This window comes from Nitrosococcus halophilus Nc 4 (genome assembly GCF_000024725.1).
GTDB classification, from domain to species: domain Bacteria; phylum Pseudomonadota; class Gammaproteobacteria; order Nitrosococcales; family Nitrosococcaceae; genus Nitrosococcus; species Nitrosococcus halophilus.
In genome coordinates this window covers 2,690,556-2,708,496 of sequence record NC_013960.1, presented here as the reverse complement: position 1 = coordinate 2,708,496, position 17,941 = coordinate 2,690,556, and the positions used below count along the sequence as shown (strand labels likewise).

The window sequence follows — 17,941 nt, the reverse complement described above, 5'->3', positions numbered from 1 at the left end:
GCTATTGTCCCTGCATCCCAGAATACTCCCCCCTCAAGCGTTATAATGGATATCTCGGGCGGCCTTGGCCCGAGCGAAAATCTCTACCAGCTTGCCCCCATCACCGCGGCGAAGGGCTTCGCCTAAGGTGTGAAGTTCAGCCTCAAATTGCTCCAAAAGCGCGAGCAAAGGCTCCCGGTTGGCAAGACAAATATCCCGCCACACAGTAGGATCGCTGGAGGCAATACGAGAAAAATCTCGGAACCCCCCTGCGGCAAACTGTAAGGTATCTTGCGGTTCCCCCACTTTAGCCAACAGGTCCATTAGAGCAAAAGCTAATACATGGGGAAGATGGCTAACCCCCGCCAGCACTCGATCGTGATAAGTGCTGCTGATTTCAACAACTTCAGCGCCAACCCGATGCCACATCATCCTAACCGTTTCCACTGCCTCAGGACGGTTCTCGGGTAAAGGAGTCAGAATCACCTTATGGAGGTAAAACAGGTCGGCAAAAGCAGCCTCCGGACCACTTTTTTCCGTCCCAGCGAGAGGATGACCTGGCACAAAATCCACAATTCGTGCTCCCAACGCAGCGCGGGCCGCTGTAACCACGCTATCCTTGACGCTACCCACGTCAGTCACCACCATCTCTGGTTTCAAGAGGGGAGCCATTTCTTGAAACAGTCCTTCCATGGCCCCAAGCGGCACAGCTAAAACGACCACCTCCGCCCCCCTGAGCGCATCTGCAAGACCAGATTCAGCCCGGTCGATGATACCCAAGGAAAGCGCCTTAGCCCTACAAAGTGGGTCCCTTTCGTAGCCGACAATTTCACCGACAGCTCCTGACCGCTTAAGGGCCAGGGCCAAGGACCCCCCAATCAACCCGACGCCAAGAACACAGAGACGTTGGATCACCTAAGCTCCTTGAGAATGGCCTCAAGGGCTTGAATAAAACGCCCGTTTTCCGCCTCTTGACCCACCGTTACCCGCAAGTGCCCCGGTAGGCCATATCCTGCCATCGGCCTTACAATGACCCCCTGCCCCAGGAGGGCTTCATAAACTTTCTCGGCCGGCTGGCCCACATTGACGGTTACGAAATTGCCCACCGAAGGAATATAATCCAAGTTCAAGGTCTTAAAAGCCGCCGTTAACTGTGCCATTCCAGCACGATTCACCTCCCGACTGCGTTGTAAATGCCCTTGGTCCTGGACCGCGGCAGTGGCCGCAGCCAGGGCTAAACTGTTGACATTAAAGGGAGGGCGAACCCTATTCATCAAATCAGCTAAATCCCGGTGAGACACCCCATAACCAATACGCAAACCGGCCAAGCCATAAGCCTTAGAGAAGGTGCGGGTCACCATCAAATTAGGGTAGCGGCTAAGCCAGGCCAGGGATTGGGGATATTGGGCCTCATCCACATAGTCATAATAGGCTTCATCCAGCACCACCAGGACGTGCTCCGGCATGGCGGCGAGAAAAGCTTCAAGCTCATCAGACCGCGACCAGGTGCCGGTAGGATTATTGGGGTTGGCAATATAGACCAACCGTGTCCGCTCATTGACTACTTTAGCCATGGCCTCTAGGTCATGACCAAAATCCTTTGCCGGCACGGCCTGACCTCTTGCTCCCAGAACTTGAGTCAACAAGGGATAGAGAGCAAAGCAATATTGAGAATAGACCACTTCATGCTCAGGGGACACCAACACCCGGGCCGCAAACTCCAATAAGTCGCTGGAGCCATTGCCTAGAGTAATCTGATCCGCTGAAACCCCCAGGTGTTGGGAAAGGACAGCCTTAAGGGCAAAACCATTGCCATCGGGATAACGGGCGCTCTCCCCAAGTACCCTGGAAGCCGCGTCCATTGCCAAAGGGCTAGGACCCAGCGGGTTCTCGTTGGAGGCCAACTTAACTGCGCCCCGCACCCCATACTCCCGTTCCAACTCTTCAATGGGTTTACCAGGCTGGTAAGGAGTCAGTCCTCGTACTCCAGCCAGCGCAAGCTGGTAAAATAAGCTTTCAGTCATAAACTGTGATACCTTCAATATTTATATGACTGCCCGCGGGTAGGAGCCCAGTAACTTGAGAAAGGAAGCCTGGTCTTTAAGGGCGGCCAGAGCGGTGGCAACTTTGGGATCGTCCACGTGCCCCTCCACATCAATAAAGAACACATATTCCCAAAGCTTACGCCGCGAAGGACGAGATTCCAGCCGGGTCATACTAATCTCGTTATCCGCCAAAGGACGTAGCAAATCATACAACAAACCAGAACGGTTCGGTCCCGAGAGCAGCAAGGAGGTCTTATCGTTTCCACTAGGGACCACAGCTTGGGAACCAATCACCAGAAAACGGGTGGTATTTCCAGGCTCATCTTCAATATTGATCGCCAAAGCCTGGAGCCCATAGATTTCGCGGGCACGGTCACTAGCGATGGCAGCGCAGTCGGGTTCATTCCCCGCCCGCCGTGCCGCCTCTGCATTACTGCTCACCGGAATGCGCTCACACCCAGCCAGGTGAGCATCTAACCACCCTCGACACTGGGCCAGTGTTTGCTGGTGGGCATATAACCGGTTCACTTCAGCAAGGGTCTTGCTCCTGCTAAGCAGATGATGGTGGATACGCAACTCCACCTCACCACAAATCTGTAAAGGCGAAATTAAAAATTGATCTAAGGTGTGGGTTACCGCTCCTTCCGTAGAGTTTTCTACCGGGACGACCCCATAGTGGGCGGTCCCTGCCTCCACCTCACGGAAAATTTCATCAATGGCGATAAGCGGCCGGGTTTTCACTGAGTGGCCAAAGTGCTTAAGCGCTGCGGCCTCAGTAAAGGTTCCCTCCGGACCCAGGTACGCAATCATCAGGGGCGTTTCAAGGGCAAGGCAGGCCGACATAATCTCCCGAAACAGACGCGCCATTTCTTGGCCACTGAGGGGCCCCGGGTTGCGGGCGATAACACGCCGCAAAATTTCCGCTTCCCGCTCTGGGCGAAAACAATTTTCCCCTAAACCAGCGGCCTGTTTTATCTGTGCTGTCTGACGAGCAAGCTCGGCCCGCTCATTAAGAAGACGCTGAATCTGTTCGTCCAGAGCGTCTATGCGCGCCCGGACTTGCTGCAATTGTTGGCTATCGTCCATTGTCGTTAAAAAAGCTAATAACAGGGCCTTCAGAAATCAGGGGACACAAAATAAGTCTTGCTCAAAGGATCCCCTCGATTACAAGGCCCTTACCGATAGCACCCCCTGAATCGCTTTGATTCCATCGAGTAGATGCTTAGGGATAGGACGATCCACATCCACCAGTGTATAGGCCAGATCACGCCGCGACTTATTCAGCATATCGATGATATTGAGTCCCCCTTCAGCCAGGTGGGTAGAGATTTGCGCGACCATGGTAGGGATATTGGCATTGGCGATAGCAAGCCGCCAGCCTTCTGTGCGGGGTAACATCGCCTCCGGAAAATTGACCGAATTTTGCACATTACCATTTTGCAGAAATTCATGAATCTGCTCCACCACCATTACGGCACAATTCTCTTCAGCTTCATAAGTGGAAGCCCCAATATGGGGCAGAGCAATCACCTGGGGGTGCTCCTTCAAGCGATTACTAGGAAAGTCGCAAACGTAAGCCGCAATTTTACCTTCCCTTATGGCCTCAACCACGGCGACTTCATCAATGATTTCCGCCCGCGCAAAGTTGAGGAGCCTCGCCCCAGGCTTCATGCTTCTTAACCGTTCCCGATTAATCAAACCTTGGGTGGCTTCCAGCAACGGGACGTGGAGGGAGAGGAAATCAGCCTGGGACAGTAAATGGTCCAGGCTAGTGGCCTGTTCCACCTCCGCGGAAAGCGCCCAAGCCCGTTGCACCGTGATCTGAGGGTCATATCCTACCACCCGCATCCCCAGTGCCAAGGCGGCATTGGCGACCTGAACACCAATCGCCCCTAGACCAATAATGCCCAAGGTCCGCCCCGGTAACTCAATCCCCACAAAGCGTTTTTTTTGAGCCTCGACCTGCCGATGGATTTCTTCATCAGTTCCTGCCAAGGCACCAGCCGCTTCCCAGGCCTGACAGAGATTGCGCGCGGCCAACAATAAACCCGCCAGCACCGCCTCTTTGACTGCATTGGCATTGGCACCGGGAGCGTTGAACACCGCCACCCCCCGCTCGTTCAAGTCCGCCACCGGAATATTATTGACCCCGACGCCGGCACGCCCGACTGCCTTTAACGTGGGCGGAATAGTCATCTTGCGCATATTATGGGAGCGTACCAGGATCGCATCAGGATGCTGAATCTCAGAAGCCACCTCGTACTGATCCCGCGGCAAACGTTCCAACCCTGCAATGGAAATATTGTTTAATGTGAGTATTTTATACATGTAGCTATCCGCTACCCCCTAATTTAATGAATAGGGCAACAACCCCAGTTCAAGAATTCATTTTATGCCTGGGTACGTTCAAACTCTTTCATGAATTCGACTAAAGCCTCGACCCCCTCTTGGGGCATGGCATTGTAGATGCTAGCACGCATTCCTCCAACCGAGCGGTGCCCCTTAAGATTGGTCAATCCGGCTTTTTCCGCTTGCTCGAGAAAAACGCCATCAAGCCCCTGTTCAGACAGAATGAAAGGCACATTCATTCGGGAGCGGGAGGCTCGTTCTACCGGATTATGGTAAAAGCCGCTGCTATCGATGAAATGGTAAAGCATATCTGCCTTCGCTCGGTTCACCTCCGCTATAGCCGACAGTCCCCCCTTCCGCTTTAACCAGCCAAAGACCAATCCAGCGATATACCAGGCATAGGTGGGAGGCGTGTTGTACATGGAGTTATTGTCCCCATGTATCTGGTAATCGAACATGCTAGGAGCCCCCCCCAGGGGTTGCCCTATCAAGTCATCCCGCACTATCACCACTGTGAGACCGGCACAGCCGATATTCTTTTGCGCCCCGGCGTAAATCACTCCAAAGCGACTGACATCCAGAGGACGTGATAAAAGGGTAGAAGACATATCGGCCACCAGGGGCACCTCTCCCGTATCAGGAATCCAATGAAACTCTACCCCGGCAATGGTTTCATTAGGTGTATAGTGGACATAAGCAGCTTCTGGATCCAAGTGCCACTCCTGGTGAGGAGGAATATGCTGAAATCCACTTTCCTCAGAGCTGGCCGCCAAATTAATCTCGCAAAACCGACGCCCTTCAGCAATGGCCTTCTTGGACCAATGTCCCGTGCAGAGATAGTCCGCCTTGTTGTTGCCCCGTAATAGGTTGATGGGCACCATCGCAAACTGGCTAGTGGCTCCTCCCTGAAGAAATAAAACCTTATAATTATCAGGAATAGCCAGCAACTCCCGGAGATCAGCTTCGGCCTGCTCGGCAATGGACATAAATTGCTTGCCCCGGTGACTCATTTCCATCACCGACATCCCAGTGCCCTGCCAGTCAAGCATCTCATCGCGGGCCTGCTCCATGACCTCTTCTGGCAGTATGGCCGGTCCAGCGCTGAAATTGTAGACCCGAGTCATATTCTCACCTTCTTTAATATCCCTTGCACACTGACCTCGCTATATTGCAGCTTCTCCATCCTCGACAATACGCTCAACACCCACTAACCGTTCACCTTCTAGGAGGTTAATCAGCTTGACACCCTGGGTATTACGCCCCATAAGAGAAATATCACACACCGGGGTACGGATGAGCGTACCTCGATTGGTAATCAAAACGATTTCATCCTCTTCTTCCACTTGTACCGCCCCCACCACTTGACCATTCCGCGGGGTCGTCTGAATAGAGATAATTCCCTGCCCCCCTCGACCCTGGAGACGATATTCAGCAATAGCTGTGCGCTTGCCATACCCCAACTCGGTTGCCGTTAAAATGGTACCATTCCTAGCGATGATAAGGGCAATCACCCGGTGCTCTGGGGGAAGCTCCATACCCTTAACGCCACGGGCAGTACGCCCCATAGGCCGCACCTTCTGCTCTGAAAAACGAATGACCTTCCCCCCCGAGCTAAACAACATAATTTCCTGCTCGCCATCGGTAAGGTCTGCCCCGACCAACTGATCTCCCTCACGCAGTTCTAGAGCAATAATGCCACTGGGACGGGGCCGAGAAAATACGGCCAGGGAAGTTTTCTTGACCACCCCTGAGGCTGTCACCATAAAGACATATTTACCCTCTTCAAATTCCCGGATAGGCAACACCGTATTAATTCGTTCTCCCTCCTCCAAGGGCAGGAGATTGACAATGGGTTTACCTCGGGCGGTCCGCGTCCCCTGGGGCAGCTCATAGACTTTTTTCCAATACACCTTGCCCCGGCTTGAGAAACATAACAGGGTATCATGGGTATTGGCGATAAAGAGCTTGTCGATAAAATCTTCTTCTTTCATGGCCGTAGCCGACTTACCCTTACCCCCTCGCTTCTGGGAACGGTAAGCATCTAAGGCCTGGTATTTGGCATAACCAGTATGGGAGAGCGTCACCACCACATTTTCTTCTTGAATAAGGTCTTCCAGACGAAGATCCACGTGATTATACTGAATTTCAGTGCGGCGCAGTTCGCCATACTGCTGGCGCATCTCCACTAATTCTTCCCGGATGACGGCCATTAGCCGCTCCGGATTGGCTAAAATTTCCAACAATTCCGAGATAAGTTCTATAACCTGCTGATACTCATCAATGATTTTGCCTTGCTCAAGACCGGTTAAACGGTGGAGACGCATATCAAGAATGGCCTGGGCTTGGGCAGGAGACAATCGATAACCCCCTTCTTGCAGCCCATAGACGGCTTCCAAGCCCTCAGGACGAGAGGATTCGGCACCCGCCCGTTGCAACATATCGATCACGACCCCCGGCGGCCAGCTACGGGCTATCAACCCATCACGGGCCTCAGAAGGACTTGAAGAGGCCTTAATGAGGGCGATCACTGGATCAATGTTGGTCAGGGCAATGGCCAACCCTTCCAGAACATGGGCCCGCTCCCTTGCCTTGCGCAGTTCAAACACCGTGCGCCGGGTCACCACCTCTTGGCGGTGTCGCAAAAAGGCCTCTAAGGCCAGCTTCAGGTTAAGCACCTGAGGCTGACCATCCACTAAGGCCACCATATTAATGCCAAAGACAGTTTGCAGTTGGGTATGGAGATAAAGATGATTCAGCACCACTTCGGGCATTTCATTGCGGCGCAACTCCACCACCATGCGCATGCCCTCTTTATCTGATTCATCCCGCAACCCCACAATACCCTCGATCTTCTTTTCCTTGACCAGCTCACCAATTTTTTCCAGCAAGCGGGCCTTATTGACCATATAGGGCAACTCAGTGACGATAATGCTTTGTCTGCCGCTGGCCTCGTCGGTTTCTACATGGGTTCGGGCCCGCAGGAAGATCCGTCCCCGTCCCGTCAGATAGGCTTCTTGGATGCCACGGCTACCGTTCACGATCCCGGCGGTGGGAAAGTCGGGGCCCGGAATGTGAGCCATAATCCCCGCAATATCCAAGGAGGGATCATCAATAAGCGCAATACAGGCACTCAACACCTCACCCAGATTATGGGGGGGGATATTGGTCGCCATACCCACGGCGATACCTGAAGAACCGTTCGCCAGTAGATTAGGAATCCGGGTGGGGAGAACAGCCGGCTCATACTCGGACTCGTCGTAATTGGGAACAAAATCGACGGTTTCCTTATTAAGATCGGCTAACAACTCATGGGCGATCTTTGCCATGCGCACCTCGGTATAGCGCATGGCGGCGGGAGGATCGCCGTCAATGGAGCCAAAATTTCCCTGGCCATCCACCAGCGGATAGCGCATGGAGAAAGGCTGGGCCATCCGTACGATAGCATCATAAACAGCCGCATCCCCATGGGGATGGTACTTACCAATGACATCACCCACCACCCGAGCGGATTTTTTGTAGGGCTTATTCCAATCATTGCCCAACTCTTGCATGGCATACAACACTCGACGGTGCACCGGTTTCAAGCCGTCACGGGCATCTGGCAAAGCTCTACCTACGATAACGCTCATGGCGTAATCGAGGTATGACTGCTTCATTTCATCTTCGATATTAACCGGGAAGACTTCCTGAGCTATTTCTTCCATCGTTGACTTTCAGTTTCCGTAGGATCTAATCGAACTTTGGGGGGTGGAAGGTAAAAAATTCTAAATTTTAGAGAATTTTACCATATTGCACTATAAAGATGCCGAAGAGTCTGGCAATAACAGGGACTTTCTCTTCTTACAAGGGGTTATTGAACAGTTGGCGCAGGTCGTTTTCAAAGTTCCACAAGATACTCTCTAAGCCCTTGTTCCACCCTTGAACGAGGGCCTGGGGGGTGGCCTCGGAAATCTCCGCCTCAGTTCGAAAACCTGTTTGCAGCAAAGTCTTAGGGGGCTCGACCCGGGGATCAATTAAAAAGAATTGAATTTCCAGCACAGCCCGCGGGGCCCTAGGATCACTAAAATCACCGTACAGGGCAGTCACTGCGCCTTCTAAAAGGTGAGTCACCCGCAATCGGCTCTCCCCCTCCACCACCGCACCAAATAGCCCTGAATGTCTGAGATAGCCACTCACCTGCTCGGTCACTAACACCTGGGGAGGAAGGAGAAAAGCTTGCTCCCCCTCGGCTGGATACCAGGAATCCGCCTCCCGATAGACCCAAACTCGCCCTCGATAGCGAGGGGTAACCCGAAATGGCACCACCTCTAGCACCCGTTCCCGGGCTTGGGCTGAGGGCGGCTCCAGGACCCGCTCGACCTCCAAGGTATAGCCCCCAGGTGAAGCCTCTCTGCCAAAACCAAAGAAAGTACATCCCCCCAGTACGAGGGCCAGCATCCCCACAACATAACCCCAGGGAGCAACGCTAGCCATGGGAGTTAAAACCGCTCTAGGTAGCGGGGCAACTCACGTTCAAAATTGGGAAAATAATGGGAAATGACGGTGATGTCGAACTGCCTGAGAATGGCTTCTTTCGGCTCCCGTTCCAACAAAAATTGGAAGGCGGCCTGAACGCAGTCCGAAGCACTCACCTTACCTCCGGTTAATTTTTGGTAAGTCGCTTGCGATAGGGTAACTTGATGTGTCGTCTCGCCTGAGCCTTCCGTCACGGTGACCGTAAAAGCAAGCGGCTCATTTTCATTTGTCTGTTGAACCTTAATCATATAAAGTCCCTCCCTCATGGATTTCGAGGCTATTTAGGCGAAGTATTGATGGAACGGCTCAAAACCAAAATCCGAGATATTCCTGATTTTCCCAAACCCGGTATCCTCTTTAAGGATATCACCCCCTTGGTTAGAGACCCTGCCAGCCTACGTTTAGCGGTGCACCAGCTCCTCCACCCCTTCCTCGGCCAGGATATCACGGCAGTAGGCGGAATGGAGGCACGGGGCTTTATCTTTGGAGCCTTGGTCGCCTGGGAATTAGGGGTAGGCTTTATCCCCTTACGCAAACCAGGCAAGCTTCCCCATGACGTACAAAGTATTTCCTATCATTTGGAATATGGCTCTGCCAGCTTGGAAGCCCATACCGATTCCTTGGGTCCAGGGGACAATGTCCTGCTGGTAGATGACCTCCTAGCCACCGGCGGCACCGCCAAGGCTAGTTGCGATTTAGTGGAAAGTCTAGGGGCTACCATCGCGGCTTGTGCCTTTGTCATCGAACTAGACTTTCTAAAGGGGCGGGAGAAACTGTCTAATTACACCATCCATTCTCTATTACACTACTAAGCAGCCTATACCGTTATTGCCGGATAATAGGCATTCATAAAAACCTCCGTTGCGGCTTTGCTCTATCAGGAAAACATCTCAACTCAGAAATTAATGATATACTCATGTTACATGTAACATGAGGGGAAGTCGAAATGAGTGAGATTACCGAACGGGTCAACCGACATCGGCAACAGCTGCGCAAAGCCGGCCTGCGCCCGATCCAGATTTGGGTGCCGGATACCCGCCGGCCAGAGTTCCAGGAGGAATGCCGGCGCCAGTCTCGGATGCTCCGGGAGAATCCCCAAGAGCAAAAGATTCTGGACTGGCTGGAAGCGGCTGCGGACCGGGAGGGCTGGGATTGAGACGCGGTGACATCGTGGCCGTTGTCCTACCTAGTGCCTATGGAAAGGCTAGACTGGCACTGATCATCCAGTCAGACCTTTTTGACGAACACCCGTCCATCACCGTATTACCCATCACCAGCCACTTGCGTGATACCCCGCTGTTTCGCCTAGCGCTAGAAGCGACCCCAGAAAATGGCCTGGAAAAGTCCAACCAAATCATGGTGGACAAAGTGCAAACTCTCCCTCGAGACAAGGTGGGGCGAGTGATCGGGCATTTGAATGATCACCGGATGGTGGAGGTCAACCGAGTACTAGCCGTGTTTCTGGGATTGGCTTGAGGTTTAGGAACATCGGCGCCGCCATCTCTGTTCGACACATTACCAACGAACGTGTCATGAGCCGCAATAAGAAATTATTCTAGCCATTGTGAGACCCGGAGCATTCAACCTACCCCGAAAAATTGGCGGTAATCCAGTCAGAGATGACCTGAAATACCCCAAAGTTTTTTATACTCTCGCTCTAATCTCTCTCTTCTAAATAGGGCAACAACTTCCCAAGTATCTGTTTTAATCTTTGTTGATCCTCTCGACTCAGCGGTTCGTCAATAAGATTCAACTCCACCGTTGCGACAGCAGCCATGACACGTTCTGTAAGTAGCTTCCCTTTCTCAGTTAATCGTGCATAACGATAGCGGCTATCAGTCGCTTTGACATGGCGGCTAATCAATTCTTCTTTTTCCAATTTATGCAAAAGCTTGCTCATTCCCCCTGACGTAAACAGGGTCAGTCGATAAAGTTCAGTGGGCGACAGCTGGTAAGGGGGGTTCACAGTGCGCAATGTTGACAGCACATCAAATTCAGCAAATGAAAGGCCCTGTTCCTTAATAGCTTGCCTGATGCGCTCTTTCATTAGACTCACCGACCGATACAGCATAATGACGAGGTCTGAAGTCGGACTACAGGCCTCTGACCAATTGGTGTGGATCTGCGTGATAAGCCATGAAGTTGTAATTTGCGCTTTATCCATTTCGATCTGAAGTTAGTTTCCAAGGAGGGGGTTTTGCATCGAATCAAATAATTAATAGCTTAGCTTGCAAGGAAGATAGCTCTTTGCCACAGCCTACCATAAGATTGCCCTAGGTCCATAAACAGAGGCTATAGGATGGCAAAAACTCCACCTCAAGCACAAGGAAATATAGGACTAACAACTTCAGTAACCTTCCCCCAAAGCCTCTATCTATTTCATAGTAAGGGAGGGCAAGCAAAAATAGATAATTCATGGCCCAGCCTCTCTTGTTAGCGCTCATCCCAAGCAAAGCCGGACTGGCATGTAGCCTCTGCTCACATGAAAGAGCCATCCGGATAAACGCTGCTCCGCTATTTATCCGGATGGCTACCACTTCAATGCCGTGAGTTATACTCCTACAAGCTTTAATTTAATGCGGTGTGACTAACTTAAGGCCAACGATTCCTGCGATGATAAGGCCAATGCAGATAATCCGAAGCATATCAACGGACTCATGGAAGAACACTATACCGCTCAGCACCGTTCCGACTATACCGATACCGGTCCAAATAGCATAGGCCGTGCCAAGAGGCAGAGTCCGCAACGCCATTCCCAAAAACCCCAGGCTGACGATCATTGCCGCGATCGTGCCAAGTGTTGGCCATAGGCGGGTAAAACCTTCTGTGAATTTCAGGCTAACGGCCCAACCGACTTCAAATAGACCAGCAACAATGAGGGCAAACCAAGCCATTGCCCATCTCCTTTGTTGACAATAAGGTCGTCCTCATCAGATTATCGGGAAAACAACGAGGCCGTCCCCCTCATCCCGCCAAATATTAGGATTATTCCTACAGATCTTTAAACTATTGCAGCCTATCCGGCTTGAAGATGATGCCTAAACCAATCCTCGATTGCCGCGAAGAGGCCTCCTTCTCGCTATAGCACTGGTGCCGGCATCCCTCCTGCAACTCCAGTCTGAGTATTTTCTCACCTTTCACCAAATTGTGCACCCAATCGAAAAAGTAACCCTGGAGAAAAAAAAGGAGTGCAAAACACTCCCCTAAACTCGCCCTGCTTCTAGAAGCGATTAATGGGTTCTGATGAAAATAAACTTTAAAAGGCCTAAGATGGGGCCCCTACCCTGCTAATTTTTCACAGTCCCCTTAGGCCGCCTTAGGTACCAGGCAGAATTCAAAATTTAAAAGCGCACAAGCCTTCCCTGTTTAGCTGCCAAAAAAAGTCGATTCTTCTGGCTTATCGGACACCATATCCTCCCGCCCGTCATTGCTCGGATGTCCGCAACCAACTAGCCCTGCCCGCTGCACCTGGTTAGTGCCTGGGCGAGCGAGCGGAGTCTGGTGCTGGGTCATACGAGGGCATAATCCGAAGAGATATCCCTCTATAAAGATGAAGAGGGAGCATGACGCGCCCCCCCCAATCTCACAACTACTTACTCGCGCTTCCCCGCGTTCCCAAGCTTATCGGGATTGGGTGACATATCTGACTGTGGCAGCTCGCAGCCAGCCAGCCCCACTGCAAAGCCCAAAGCACACAGCAGCAATAAACAACGTTTCATTGGTTTCATAAACTCTCCCCTTTTTTAGATGAGACCGACGTGTATCACTTCCAAACCCATTTCATGCGTTAGCCCTGGCCCTATTGTTAAGGTTAGGGCCAAAAGCACTAACAAATTACGTCTTATAAGCTTCTCCTTTTTAGGCTTAAAAATAAGTTTGTTAGGCTTGTCAGATGTTTTTTGAACAAAAAATACCTGACAAGGAAGATAAAAAGATACATAAGAAATAGCTTCCTTGCAAGATATATTTAAAACCCGAAGTAGGGTAAAAAGCACTGCCCTGCCAAGAAGGGCTGCAAAAAGGGCTATTTTTTAATGGCTTAAGAACTAGAAAAGACGCTCCAAGCATCGCGCACCGGGAACGGCGCACACCATTTCGGTGCCCTAAGCAATTTCACGGTAGAGAACCAGATAATTGCCTACTGGCAAGCGAAGCTCTGGCGTAATATCAGGTCAGGCAGAACCAAGGTGGAGATTGTCGATAAGTAAGCGGCATTTGGCGTCAGCATATCAAAAAGTTTACTATCAGGGGTGATCTAACATCGAGGAACCTTAAGCGAGGCCGCCCAACCAAGCTTCCCGAGCCGCCACGGTAGCCGGATCGGCATCCTGTTCAAGGGTCAGCACACAGGTATCCAGGGGCGCTGCCTTCAAAGTAACCTCAAATTCCCGCAATTCATCCCGCCGAAAGGCGTGAATGAGGACTGTCGCTTCCACCGGGTAGGTCTCGATAACCTTTTCCAGGTTGCTGGCGGTGATCCTGATTCCGTCCACGGCAATGAGGCTATCCCCTGCGGAGAGCCCTGCCCTCTGAGCCGCCCCCCCATCAAAGACATGGTTGATCTGAGCCTCTTTTCCATTAGCAGCCAGGCGAACCCCCAGCACGGTGCGAGGCGTTCCCCCTTTGCCAGGTTTCCCCCCTTTGTCTTCGCCGGATTCTGAGGCACGCAACTGATAATTAACCCCGACACTGGCCAAGAGCGGTTTCAAGGGAAGATCCTCCGTCCCCCGCAGCGTAGCCTCAAAGAAAGGGCTTAAATTCAACCCAGAGATTTCAGCCACTAGCTGCTCTACTCCATTCTCAGACACCCCCACGCCAGTTTTACCATAGGATTCCCACAGTGCCCCCATCACCTTATCTAAAGAGCATTTCCCTTGGGTTTCGCGTCGGAGAGTCAAATCGAGAGCCAGTGCCGCCAAGGCGCCTTTGGTATAGTAACTGACGATGGCGTTGGGGGCATTTTCATCCTGCTGGTAAAACTTGGTCCAGGCCTCGAAGCTGGATTCGGCTAAATTCTGCTTAAGCCGACCAGAACCCCTCAGCACCCGGGTAATCGTCTGCCCCAGCACCTCCAAATAACTCTCCTGGCTGATAAGGCCCGAGCGCGTCAGCCCCAGCTCATCATAATAAGACGTGATTCCCTCAAAAACCCAAAGCAGGCGGGTATAATTTTCACCCTTAAGATCATAAGGCATAAAAGCGGCGGGCTTGATGCGCTTGACATTCCAAGTATGAAAATACTCATGGCTACATAAGCCGAGAAAATTCCGATATCCTTCCCCAACCTCGATTTCCCCAGACCGGGGTAAATCACTTCGATTGCAGAGCAAAGCGCTTGAAGCCCGGTGCTCTAGCCCTCCATACCCCTCACCCACGGCGGTCACCAAAAAGACATAATGGTCCATGGGCGCAGGCTCGCCAAAGAAACGGATATGGTATTCGCATAGGATCTTCAAATCCTGGCACAGGCGGTCCATATCGGCTCGGTGACGCCCGGTGACGGCGATATCATGGGGAATACCACAGGCCTCAAAGGTAGCCAAGCTAAACTCCCCCATTTCCACCGGATGATCAATCAATTCCTCATAATCCCCCGCCCGGTAGTCACCAAACCCATAGGGCTCAGCGCCGGCCCGAGGCAAAGCGGTGGCCACTCGCCAGCGGCGGTAAACCTCCCCCTCTGGCGGTAAAATGGTGACAGCGCAGGCTCGATCGCCTTGCCCCTCTACCCTAAGAAAAACACTGGTGCCATTAAAAAAACCATGGAAAGTATCGAGATGGGCCGCCCGCACTGAGCCATCCCAAGCATAGACTTGATAGTGGATGGTTAGCGGTCCCGAGCTCGGCGCGCATTGCCAGGTAGATTTATCCACTTTTTGAGCGGAAAGGGGATGACCCTGGGATTCGGCGCTAAGCTGGACCACATGTTTGGCAAAATCCCGGATCAAATAGCTGCCCGGGATCCAAGCAGGCAGAGATAAGCGCTGGCCTTCGGGATTAGGTTCTGAGATAGTGAGGGTCACCTGGAAGAGATGGGCCTGGGGATTTTTAGGGATAATACAATAATGAATTGACGACATCGCTAAACCGCCTTGCTTAAAAATAGGGCAATGAGTTAACACAATCTCTTAGGGATTCGGCAACTGGCTAGGATTCATTTAAAAGTTGCCTTTCATGCCGATCCTTAACGGTACACACAACTATTTTGACTAAGGTATCATCGACCTGCACAATTTTATTTTCCAAAATTTAAAGGATAAGCAATGTACCGAGCCTTTCCTCAAATTGATTTGCCATGGGGAATACGAACGCTTTGGATGGTATTGGCGCTGTCTATTGCACCGGAATTGAGTTTCGCTGCCGAAGCCAATACAACCCCCGACCTTACCCAGCATTGGGTCGGATACAGCGCCCTACTCATCTTCGTGATTGCCTATGTAATAGTGATCTTGGAAGAACGGTTGCATCTGCGGAAATCCAAACCGGTCATTGTCGCGGCGGGCATCATCTGGGCACTCATTGCCGCTGCTGAAGTCCAAAATGGTACTCCTGGAACCGTCGAAAAAGCCCTTCGCCATAACTTACTGGAGTTTGCAGAACTCTTCCTATTCTTGTTGGCGGCCATGACCTATATTAACACCATGGCCGAACGAGGGGTGTTTGCAGTCCTCCGTTCCTGGCTGGTTTCACAGGGCTTCTCCCTGCGCACTATCTTTTGGCTCACGGGCCTGCTGGCCTTTTTTATCTCTCCAATTGCCGATAACCTCACCACTGCCCTGTTAATGGCGACAGTGGTCATGACGGTAGGGGGAAGCAATCGCCATTTTGTAGTGATAGCCTGTATTAATATTGTCGTCGCAGCCAACGCCGGAGGCGCCTTTAGTCCTTTTGGCGACATTACCACCCTGATGGTATGGCAAAAAGGCATTGTGGAATTTCAAGAGTTTTTTGTCTTGTTTGTCCCGTCCGTGGTCAATTGGCTGGTGCCCGCCGTGTTTATGGCATTTGCCATTCCCAAAGAACGCCCTCCTGCCTTAGATGAGCACGTGGAGCTAAAAAGGGGTGCTTTGGTCGTGGTGGGCCTATTTCTGGTCACTATCAGCATGGCCGTTTCCTTCCACAACTTCCTCCACTTACCTCCCGTATTGGGGATGATGACAGGCCTTGGACTGCTCAAGTTCTTTGGCTACTACCTCAAGCGCCGCGACCAAGCCATGAGCAATAGCATGGATCGGCATAACGGCAGAAAACTAGAGATTGAAGGATACCCCCAGCCTGCCAAACCCTTTAACATCTTTGAGCAGTTAGAACGGGCCGAGTGGGACACCCTGATGTTTTTTTATGGCATTATCCTTTGCGTGGGGGGGTTAGGCGCTATTGGTTACCTGGCCCTGGGCTCCCAATTCATGTATGTGGATTTAGGCCCTACTACCGCCAACATCCTGGTCGGCATACTCTCCGCCATTGTGGACAATATCCCGGTAATGTTTGCCGTACTCTCCATGCAACCGGAAATGGGGCATGGCCAATGGTTGCTGGTCACCCTTACCGCCGGGGTTGGAGGCTCGCTGCTCTCCATCGGTTCAGCGGCAGGGGTGGCAGTGATGGGACAGGCACGAGGAATTTATACCTTTTTTGCCCATTTAAAGTGGCTCTGGGCTATTGCGCTAGGCTATGCCGCTAGCATCTGGGTTCATTTAACCCTCAATGCCAGACTGTTCCAGTAACCTTTCGCGGATTATAGTGGTCGCGATCGGACTTAGATACCAAGTAAAATATGGGCGCTTATCGAGACGGAAATATTGACTATGAGCTTTCCTACCGAAGATCTTAGAATTAAGGACATTAAAGAAGTTATCTCACCGGCCCAGCTCCATGAAGAATTGCCTATCACCAATGGGGCCTCAGAGACGATTTACCGAACCCGGCAAGCCATTCAGCAGGTGCTTGGCGAGAATGACGACCGTCTACTGGTCATCGTGGGTCCCTGCTCCATCCATGATCCCCAAGCTGCGCGGGATTACGCCAAAAGGCTCAAGCTGCTCATTGATGAGCTTGCCGATGAGCTACTGATCGTCATGCGGGTCTATTTCGAAAAACCCCGCTCTACAGTGGGTTGGAAGGGGCTTATTAACGACCCCCATTTGGATGGCAGTTTCCAGATTAATGAAGGCTTGCGCCTAGCCCGCAAACTCTTGCTAGATCTCGCCAAAGCTGGGGTGCCGGCAGGCACCGAATACCTGGATGTGGTCAGTCCGCAATATGTCGCTGATCTTATTTCCTGGGGTGCCATCGGCGCCCGCACTACCGAAAGCCAAGTCCACCGGGAACTTGCCTCCGGCCTGTCTTGCCCCGTCGGATTTAAGAACGCCACCAATGGCAGCCTAGACGCTGCCATGGCCGCCATCATCTCGGCCTCAAAACCCCACCATTTCCTTTCTCTCACCATGACTGGCCATTCGGCTATTTTCTCAACCACAGGAAATCCCGACTGCCATCTCATTTTAAGGGGCGGAAAAAAACCCAACTACGATGCGGAAAGCGTCCATGAAACTACCACTAAACTGGCACGATCTGGACTCCGACCCCAAGTGATGATCGATTGCAGCCATGGCAACAGCGGCAAGGATCCCAAACAGCAATTCCTGGTGGCAAGAAACATCGCAGAACAGATCGCTGCGGGCAACAAGGACATTATTGGTGTCATGCTTGAAAGCCACCTGGTGGCAGGACGCCAAGACGTCACCCCCGACACACCCCTCATCTATGGCCAAAGTATTACCGATGCCTGCATGGGTTGGGAAGAGAGCGAACAACTGCTCCGCGAACTTGCCAAGGCGATTCAGAAACGGAGGCAAACCACAGCAAAACCGGCAAAACAAGCCATTTCGGATCTAGAAGCCTCGGGACAAAAGCAGGCCAGCAGCTTGCCCTGAAGCGACGAATACTCATCCCAATTAATCCTCTCTTCTATCCCCTCTCCCCTGGCGGGAGAAGGTGAGGATGAGGGGGTTGATAGAATTGGAATAACTCCTGCACCTTTATCCTACATT

Annotated in this window: 18 protein-coding genes; 5 read left to right on the top strand and 13 right to left on the bottom strand. The window is 52.0% G+C overall.

The annotated features are described in order from the left end of the window. Window positions 1-33: 33 nt before the first annotated feature. From NHAL_RS12765 to NHAL_RS12730, 8 genes are all read right to left on the bottom strand, one after another. Window positions 34-894 carry a prephenate dehydrogenase gene (locus tag NHAL_RS12765; protein WP_013033569.1) on the bottom strand — a complete coding sequence of 287 codons (861 nt, stop codon included), beginning with the start codon at window positions 892-894 and terminating at the stop codon, window positions 34-36. Next, window positions 891-2,003, bottom strand: coding sequence for a histidinol-phosphate transaminase (gene hisC / locus NHAL_RS12760; protein WP_013033568.1), 1,113 nt, complete (start codon window positions 2,001-2,003; stop codon window positions 891-893). Before hisC ends, NHAL_RS12765 begins: the two co-directional genes overlap by 4 nt. A gap of 21 nt (window positions 2,004-2,024) precedes the next feature. Then, window positions 2,025-3,110, bottom strand: coding sequence for a prephenate dehydratase (gene pheA / locus NHAL_RS12755; protein WP_013033567.1), 1,086 nt, complete (start codon window positions 3,108-3,110; stop codon window positions 2,025-2,027). A 78-nt stretch (window positions 3,111-3,188) separates the two neighbouring features. Next, window positions 3,189-4,352 (bottom strand): 3-phosphoglycerate dehydrogenase family protein, encoded by a 1,164-nt coding sequence (locus NHAL_RS12750; protein WP_013033566.1) that lies wholly within the window; start codon window positions 4,350-4,352, stop codon window positions 3,189-3,191. Window positions 4,353-4,414: 62 nt separating this feature from the next. Then, window positions 4,415-5,497: a 3-phosphoserine/phosphohydroxythreonine transaminase gene (serC, locus tag NHAL_RS12745; protein WP_013033565.1), complete on the bottom strand. Its 1,083-nt coding sequence runs from the start codon at window positions 5,495-5,497 to the stop codon at window positions 4,415-4,417. 39 nt (window positions 5,498-5,536) lie between these two features. After that, on the bottom strand, window positions 5,537-8,077 hold the full coding sequence (gene gyrA / locus NHAL_RS12740) for a DNA gyrase subunit A (protein WP_013033564.1): 2,541 nt from the start codon (window positions 8,075-8,077) through the stop codon (window positions 5,537-5,539). Window positions 8,078-8,213: 136 nt separating this feature from the next. After that, window positions 8,214-8,846, bottom strand: a complete 633-nt coding sequence (locus NHAL_RS12735) for an ABC-type transport auxiliary lipoprotein family protein (protein WP_013033563.1) — start codon at window positions 8,844-8,846, stop codon at window positions 8,214-8,216. A gap of 5 nt (window positions 8,847-8,851) precedes the next feature. Beyond that, window positions 8,852-9,136, bottom strand: coding sequence for a hypothetical protein (locus NHAL_RS12730; protein WP_013033562.1), 285 nt, complete (start codon window positions 9,134-9,136; stop codon window positions 8,852-8,854). 48 nt (window positions 9,137-9,184) lie between these two features. On the opposite strand from NHAL_RS12730, the gene NHAL_RS12725 reads away from it, so the two are divergent. From NHAL_RS12725 to NHAL_RS12715, 3 genes are all read left to right on the top strand, one after another. Further along, window positions 9,185-9,700: an adenine phosphoribosyltransferase gene (locus tag NHAL_RS12725; RefSeq protein WP_013033561.1), complete on the top strand. Its 516-nt coding sequence runs from the start codon at window positions 9,185-9,187 to the stop codon at window positions 9,698-9,700. 134 nt (window positions 9,701-9,834) lie between these two features. Continuing rightward, entirely contained in the window at window positions 9,835-10,044 is a 210-nt protein-coding gene (locus NHAL_RS12720; RefSeq protein WP_013033560.1) for an antitoxin MazE family protein, read from the top strand. Continuing rightward, entirely contained in the window at window positions 10,041-10,364 is a 324-nt protein-coding gene (locus NHAL_RS12715; protein ID WP_013033559.1) for a type II toxin-antitoxin system PemK/MazF family toxin, read from the top strand. Before NHAL_RS12720 ends, NHAL_RS12715 begins: the two co-directional genes overlap by 4 nt. A 181-nt stretch (window positions 10,365-10,545) precedes the next feature. Here the strand turns inward: NHAL_RS12715 and NHAL_RS12710 are convergent, their stop codons facing one another. From NHAL_RS12710 to NHAL_RS12700, 5 genes are all read right to left on the bottom strand, one after another. Then, window positions 10,546-10,935 (bottom strand): MarR family winged helix-turn-helix transcriptional regulator, encoded by a 390-nt coding sequence (locus NHAL_RS12710; protein WP_162010829.1) that lies wholly within the window; start codon window positions 10,933-10,935, stop codon window positions 10,546-10,548. Window positions 10,936-11,461: 526 nt separating this feature from the next. Next, a complete protein-coding gene (gene sugE, locus NHAL_RS12705; protein ID WP_013033556.1) occupies window positions 11,462-11,782 on the bottom strand; it encodes a quaternary ammonium compound efflux SMR transporter SugE in 321 nt (106 codons plus the stop codon). 472 nt (window positions 11,783-12,254) lie between these two features. Then, complete coding sequence (locus tag NHAL_RS21220) at window positions 12,255-12,401, bottom strand: hypothetical protein (protein WP_013033555.1); 147 nt, start codon at window positions 12,399-12,401, stop codon at window positions 12,255-12,257. A gap of 80 nt (window positions 12,402-12,481) precedes the next feature. Then, window positions 12,482-12,616, bottom strand: a complete 135-nt coding sequence (locus NHAL_RS22260) for a hypothetical protein (RefSeq protein ID WP_275260968.1) — start codon at window positions 12,614-12,616, stop codon at window positions 12,482-12,484. A 543-nt stretch (window positions 12,617-13,159) separates the two neighbouring features. After that, a complete protein-coding gene (locus NHAL_RS12700; protein ID WP_013033554.1) occupies window positions 13,160-14,968 on the bottom strand; it encodes a M61 family metallopeptidase in 1,809 nt (602 codons plus the stop codon). A gap of 183 nt (window positions 14,969-15,151) precedes the next feature. Here NHAL_RS12700 and nhaD point away from each other — a divergent pair, with 183 nt between their 5' ends. Next, entirely contained in the window at window positions 15,152-16,615 is a 1,464-nt protein-coding gene (gene nhaD / locus NHAL_RS12695) for a sodium:proton antiporter NhaD (RefSeq protein ID WP_013033553.1), read from the top strand. 81 nt (window positions 16,616-16,696) lie between these two features. Continuing rightward, window positions 16,697-17,824 (top strand): 3-deoxy-7-phosphoheptulonate synthase, encoded by a 1,128-nt coding sequence (locus NHAL_RS12690; RefSeq protein ID WP_013033552.1) that lies wholly within the window; start codon window positions 16,697-16,699, stop codon window positions 17,822-17,824. Window positions 17,825-17,941 lie beyond the last annotated feature (117 nt).

Excerpts from the sequence above, each read along its gene's own strand:
- hisC (WP_013033568.1), bottom strand. The coding sequence starts at position 2,003 with ATGACTGAAAGCTTATTTTACCAGCTTGCGCTGGCTGGAGTACGAGGA.
- pheA (WP_013033567.1), bottom strand. The coding sequence starts at position 3,110 with ATGGACGATAGCCAACAATTGCAGCAAGTCCGGGCGCGCATAGACGCT.
- NHAL_RS12750 (WP_013033566.1), bottom strand. The coding sequence starts at position 4,352 with ATGTATAAAATACTCACATTAAACAATATTTCCATTGCAGGGTTGGAA.
- serC (WP_013033565.1), bottom strand. The coding sequence starts at position 5,497 with ATGACTCGGGTCTACAATTTCAGCGCTGGACCGGCCATACTGCCAGAA.
- gyrA (WP_013033564.1), bottom strand. The coding sequence starts at position 8,077 with ATGGAAGAAATAGCTCAGGAAGTCTTCCCGGTTAATATCGAAGATGAA.
- NHAL_RS12735 (WP_013033563.1), bottom strand. The coding sequence starts at position 8,846 with ATGGCTAGCGTTGCTCCCTGGGGTTATGTTGTGGGGATGCTGGCCCTC.
- NHAL_RS12730 (WP_013033562.1), bottom strand. The coding sequence starts at position 9,136 with ATGATTAAGGTTCAACAGACAAATGAAAATGAGCCGCTTGCTTTTACG.
- NHAL_RS12725 (WP_013033561.1), top strand. The coding sequence starts at position 9,185 with ATGGAACGGCTCAAAACCAAAATCCGAGATATTCCTGATTTTCCCAAA.
- NHAL_RS12720 (WP_013033560.1), top strand. The coding sequence starts at position 9,835 with ATGAGTGAGATTACCGAACGGGTCAACCGACATCGGCAACAGCTGCGC.
- NHAL_RS12710 (WP_162010829.1), bottom strand. The coding sequence starts at position 10,935 with ATGAAAGAGCGCATCAGGCAAGCTATTAAGGAACAGGGCCTTTCATTT.
- sugE (WP_013033556.1), bottom strand. The coding sequence starts at position 11,782 with ATGGCTTGGTTTGCCCTCATTGTTGCTGGTCTATTTGAAGTCGGTTGG.
- NHAL_RS21220 (WP_013033555.1), bottom strand. The coding sequence starts at position 12,401 with ATGACCCAGCACCAGACTCCGCTCGCTCGCCCAGGCACTAACCAGGTG.
- NHAL_RS22260 (WP_275260968.1), bottom strand. The coding sequence starts at position 12,616 with ATGAAACCAATGAAACGTTGTTTATTGCTGCTGTGTGCTTTGGGCTTT.
- NHAL_RS12700 (WP_013033554.1), bottom strand. The coding sequence starts at position 14,968 with ATGTCGTCAATTCATTATTGTATTATCCCTAAAAATCCCCAGGCCCAT.
- nhaD (WP_013033553.1), top strand. The coding sequence starts at position 15,152 with ATGTACCGAGCCTTTCCTCAAATTGATTTGCCATGGGGAATACGAACG.
- NHAL_RS12690 (WP_013033552.1), top strand. The coding sequence starts at position 16,697 with ATGAGCTTTCCTACCGAAGATCTTAGAATTAAGGACATTAAAGAAGTT.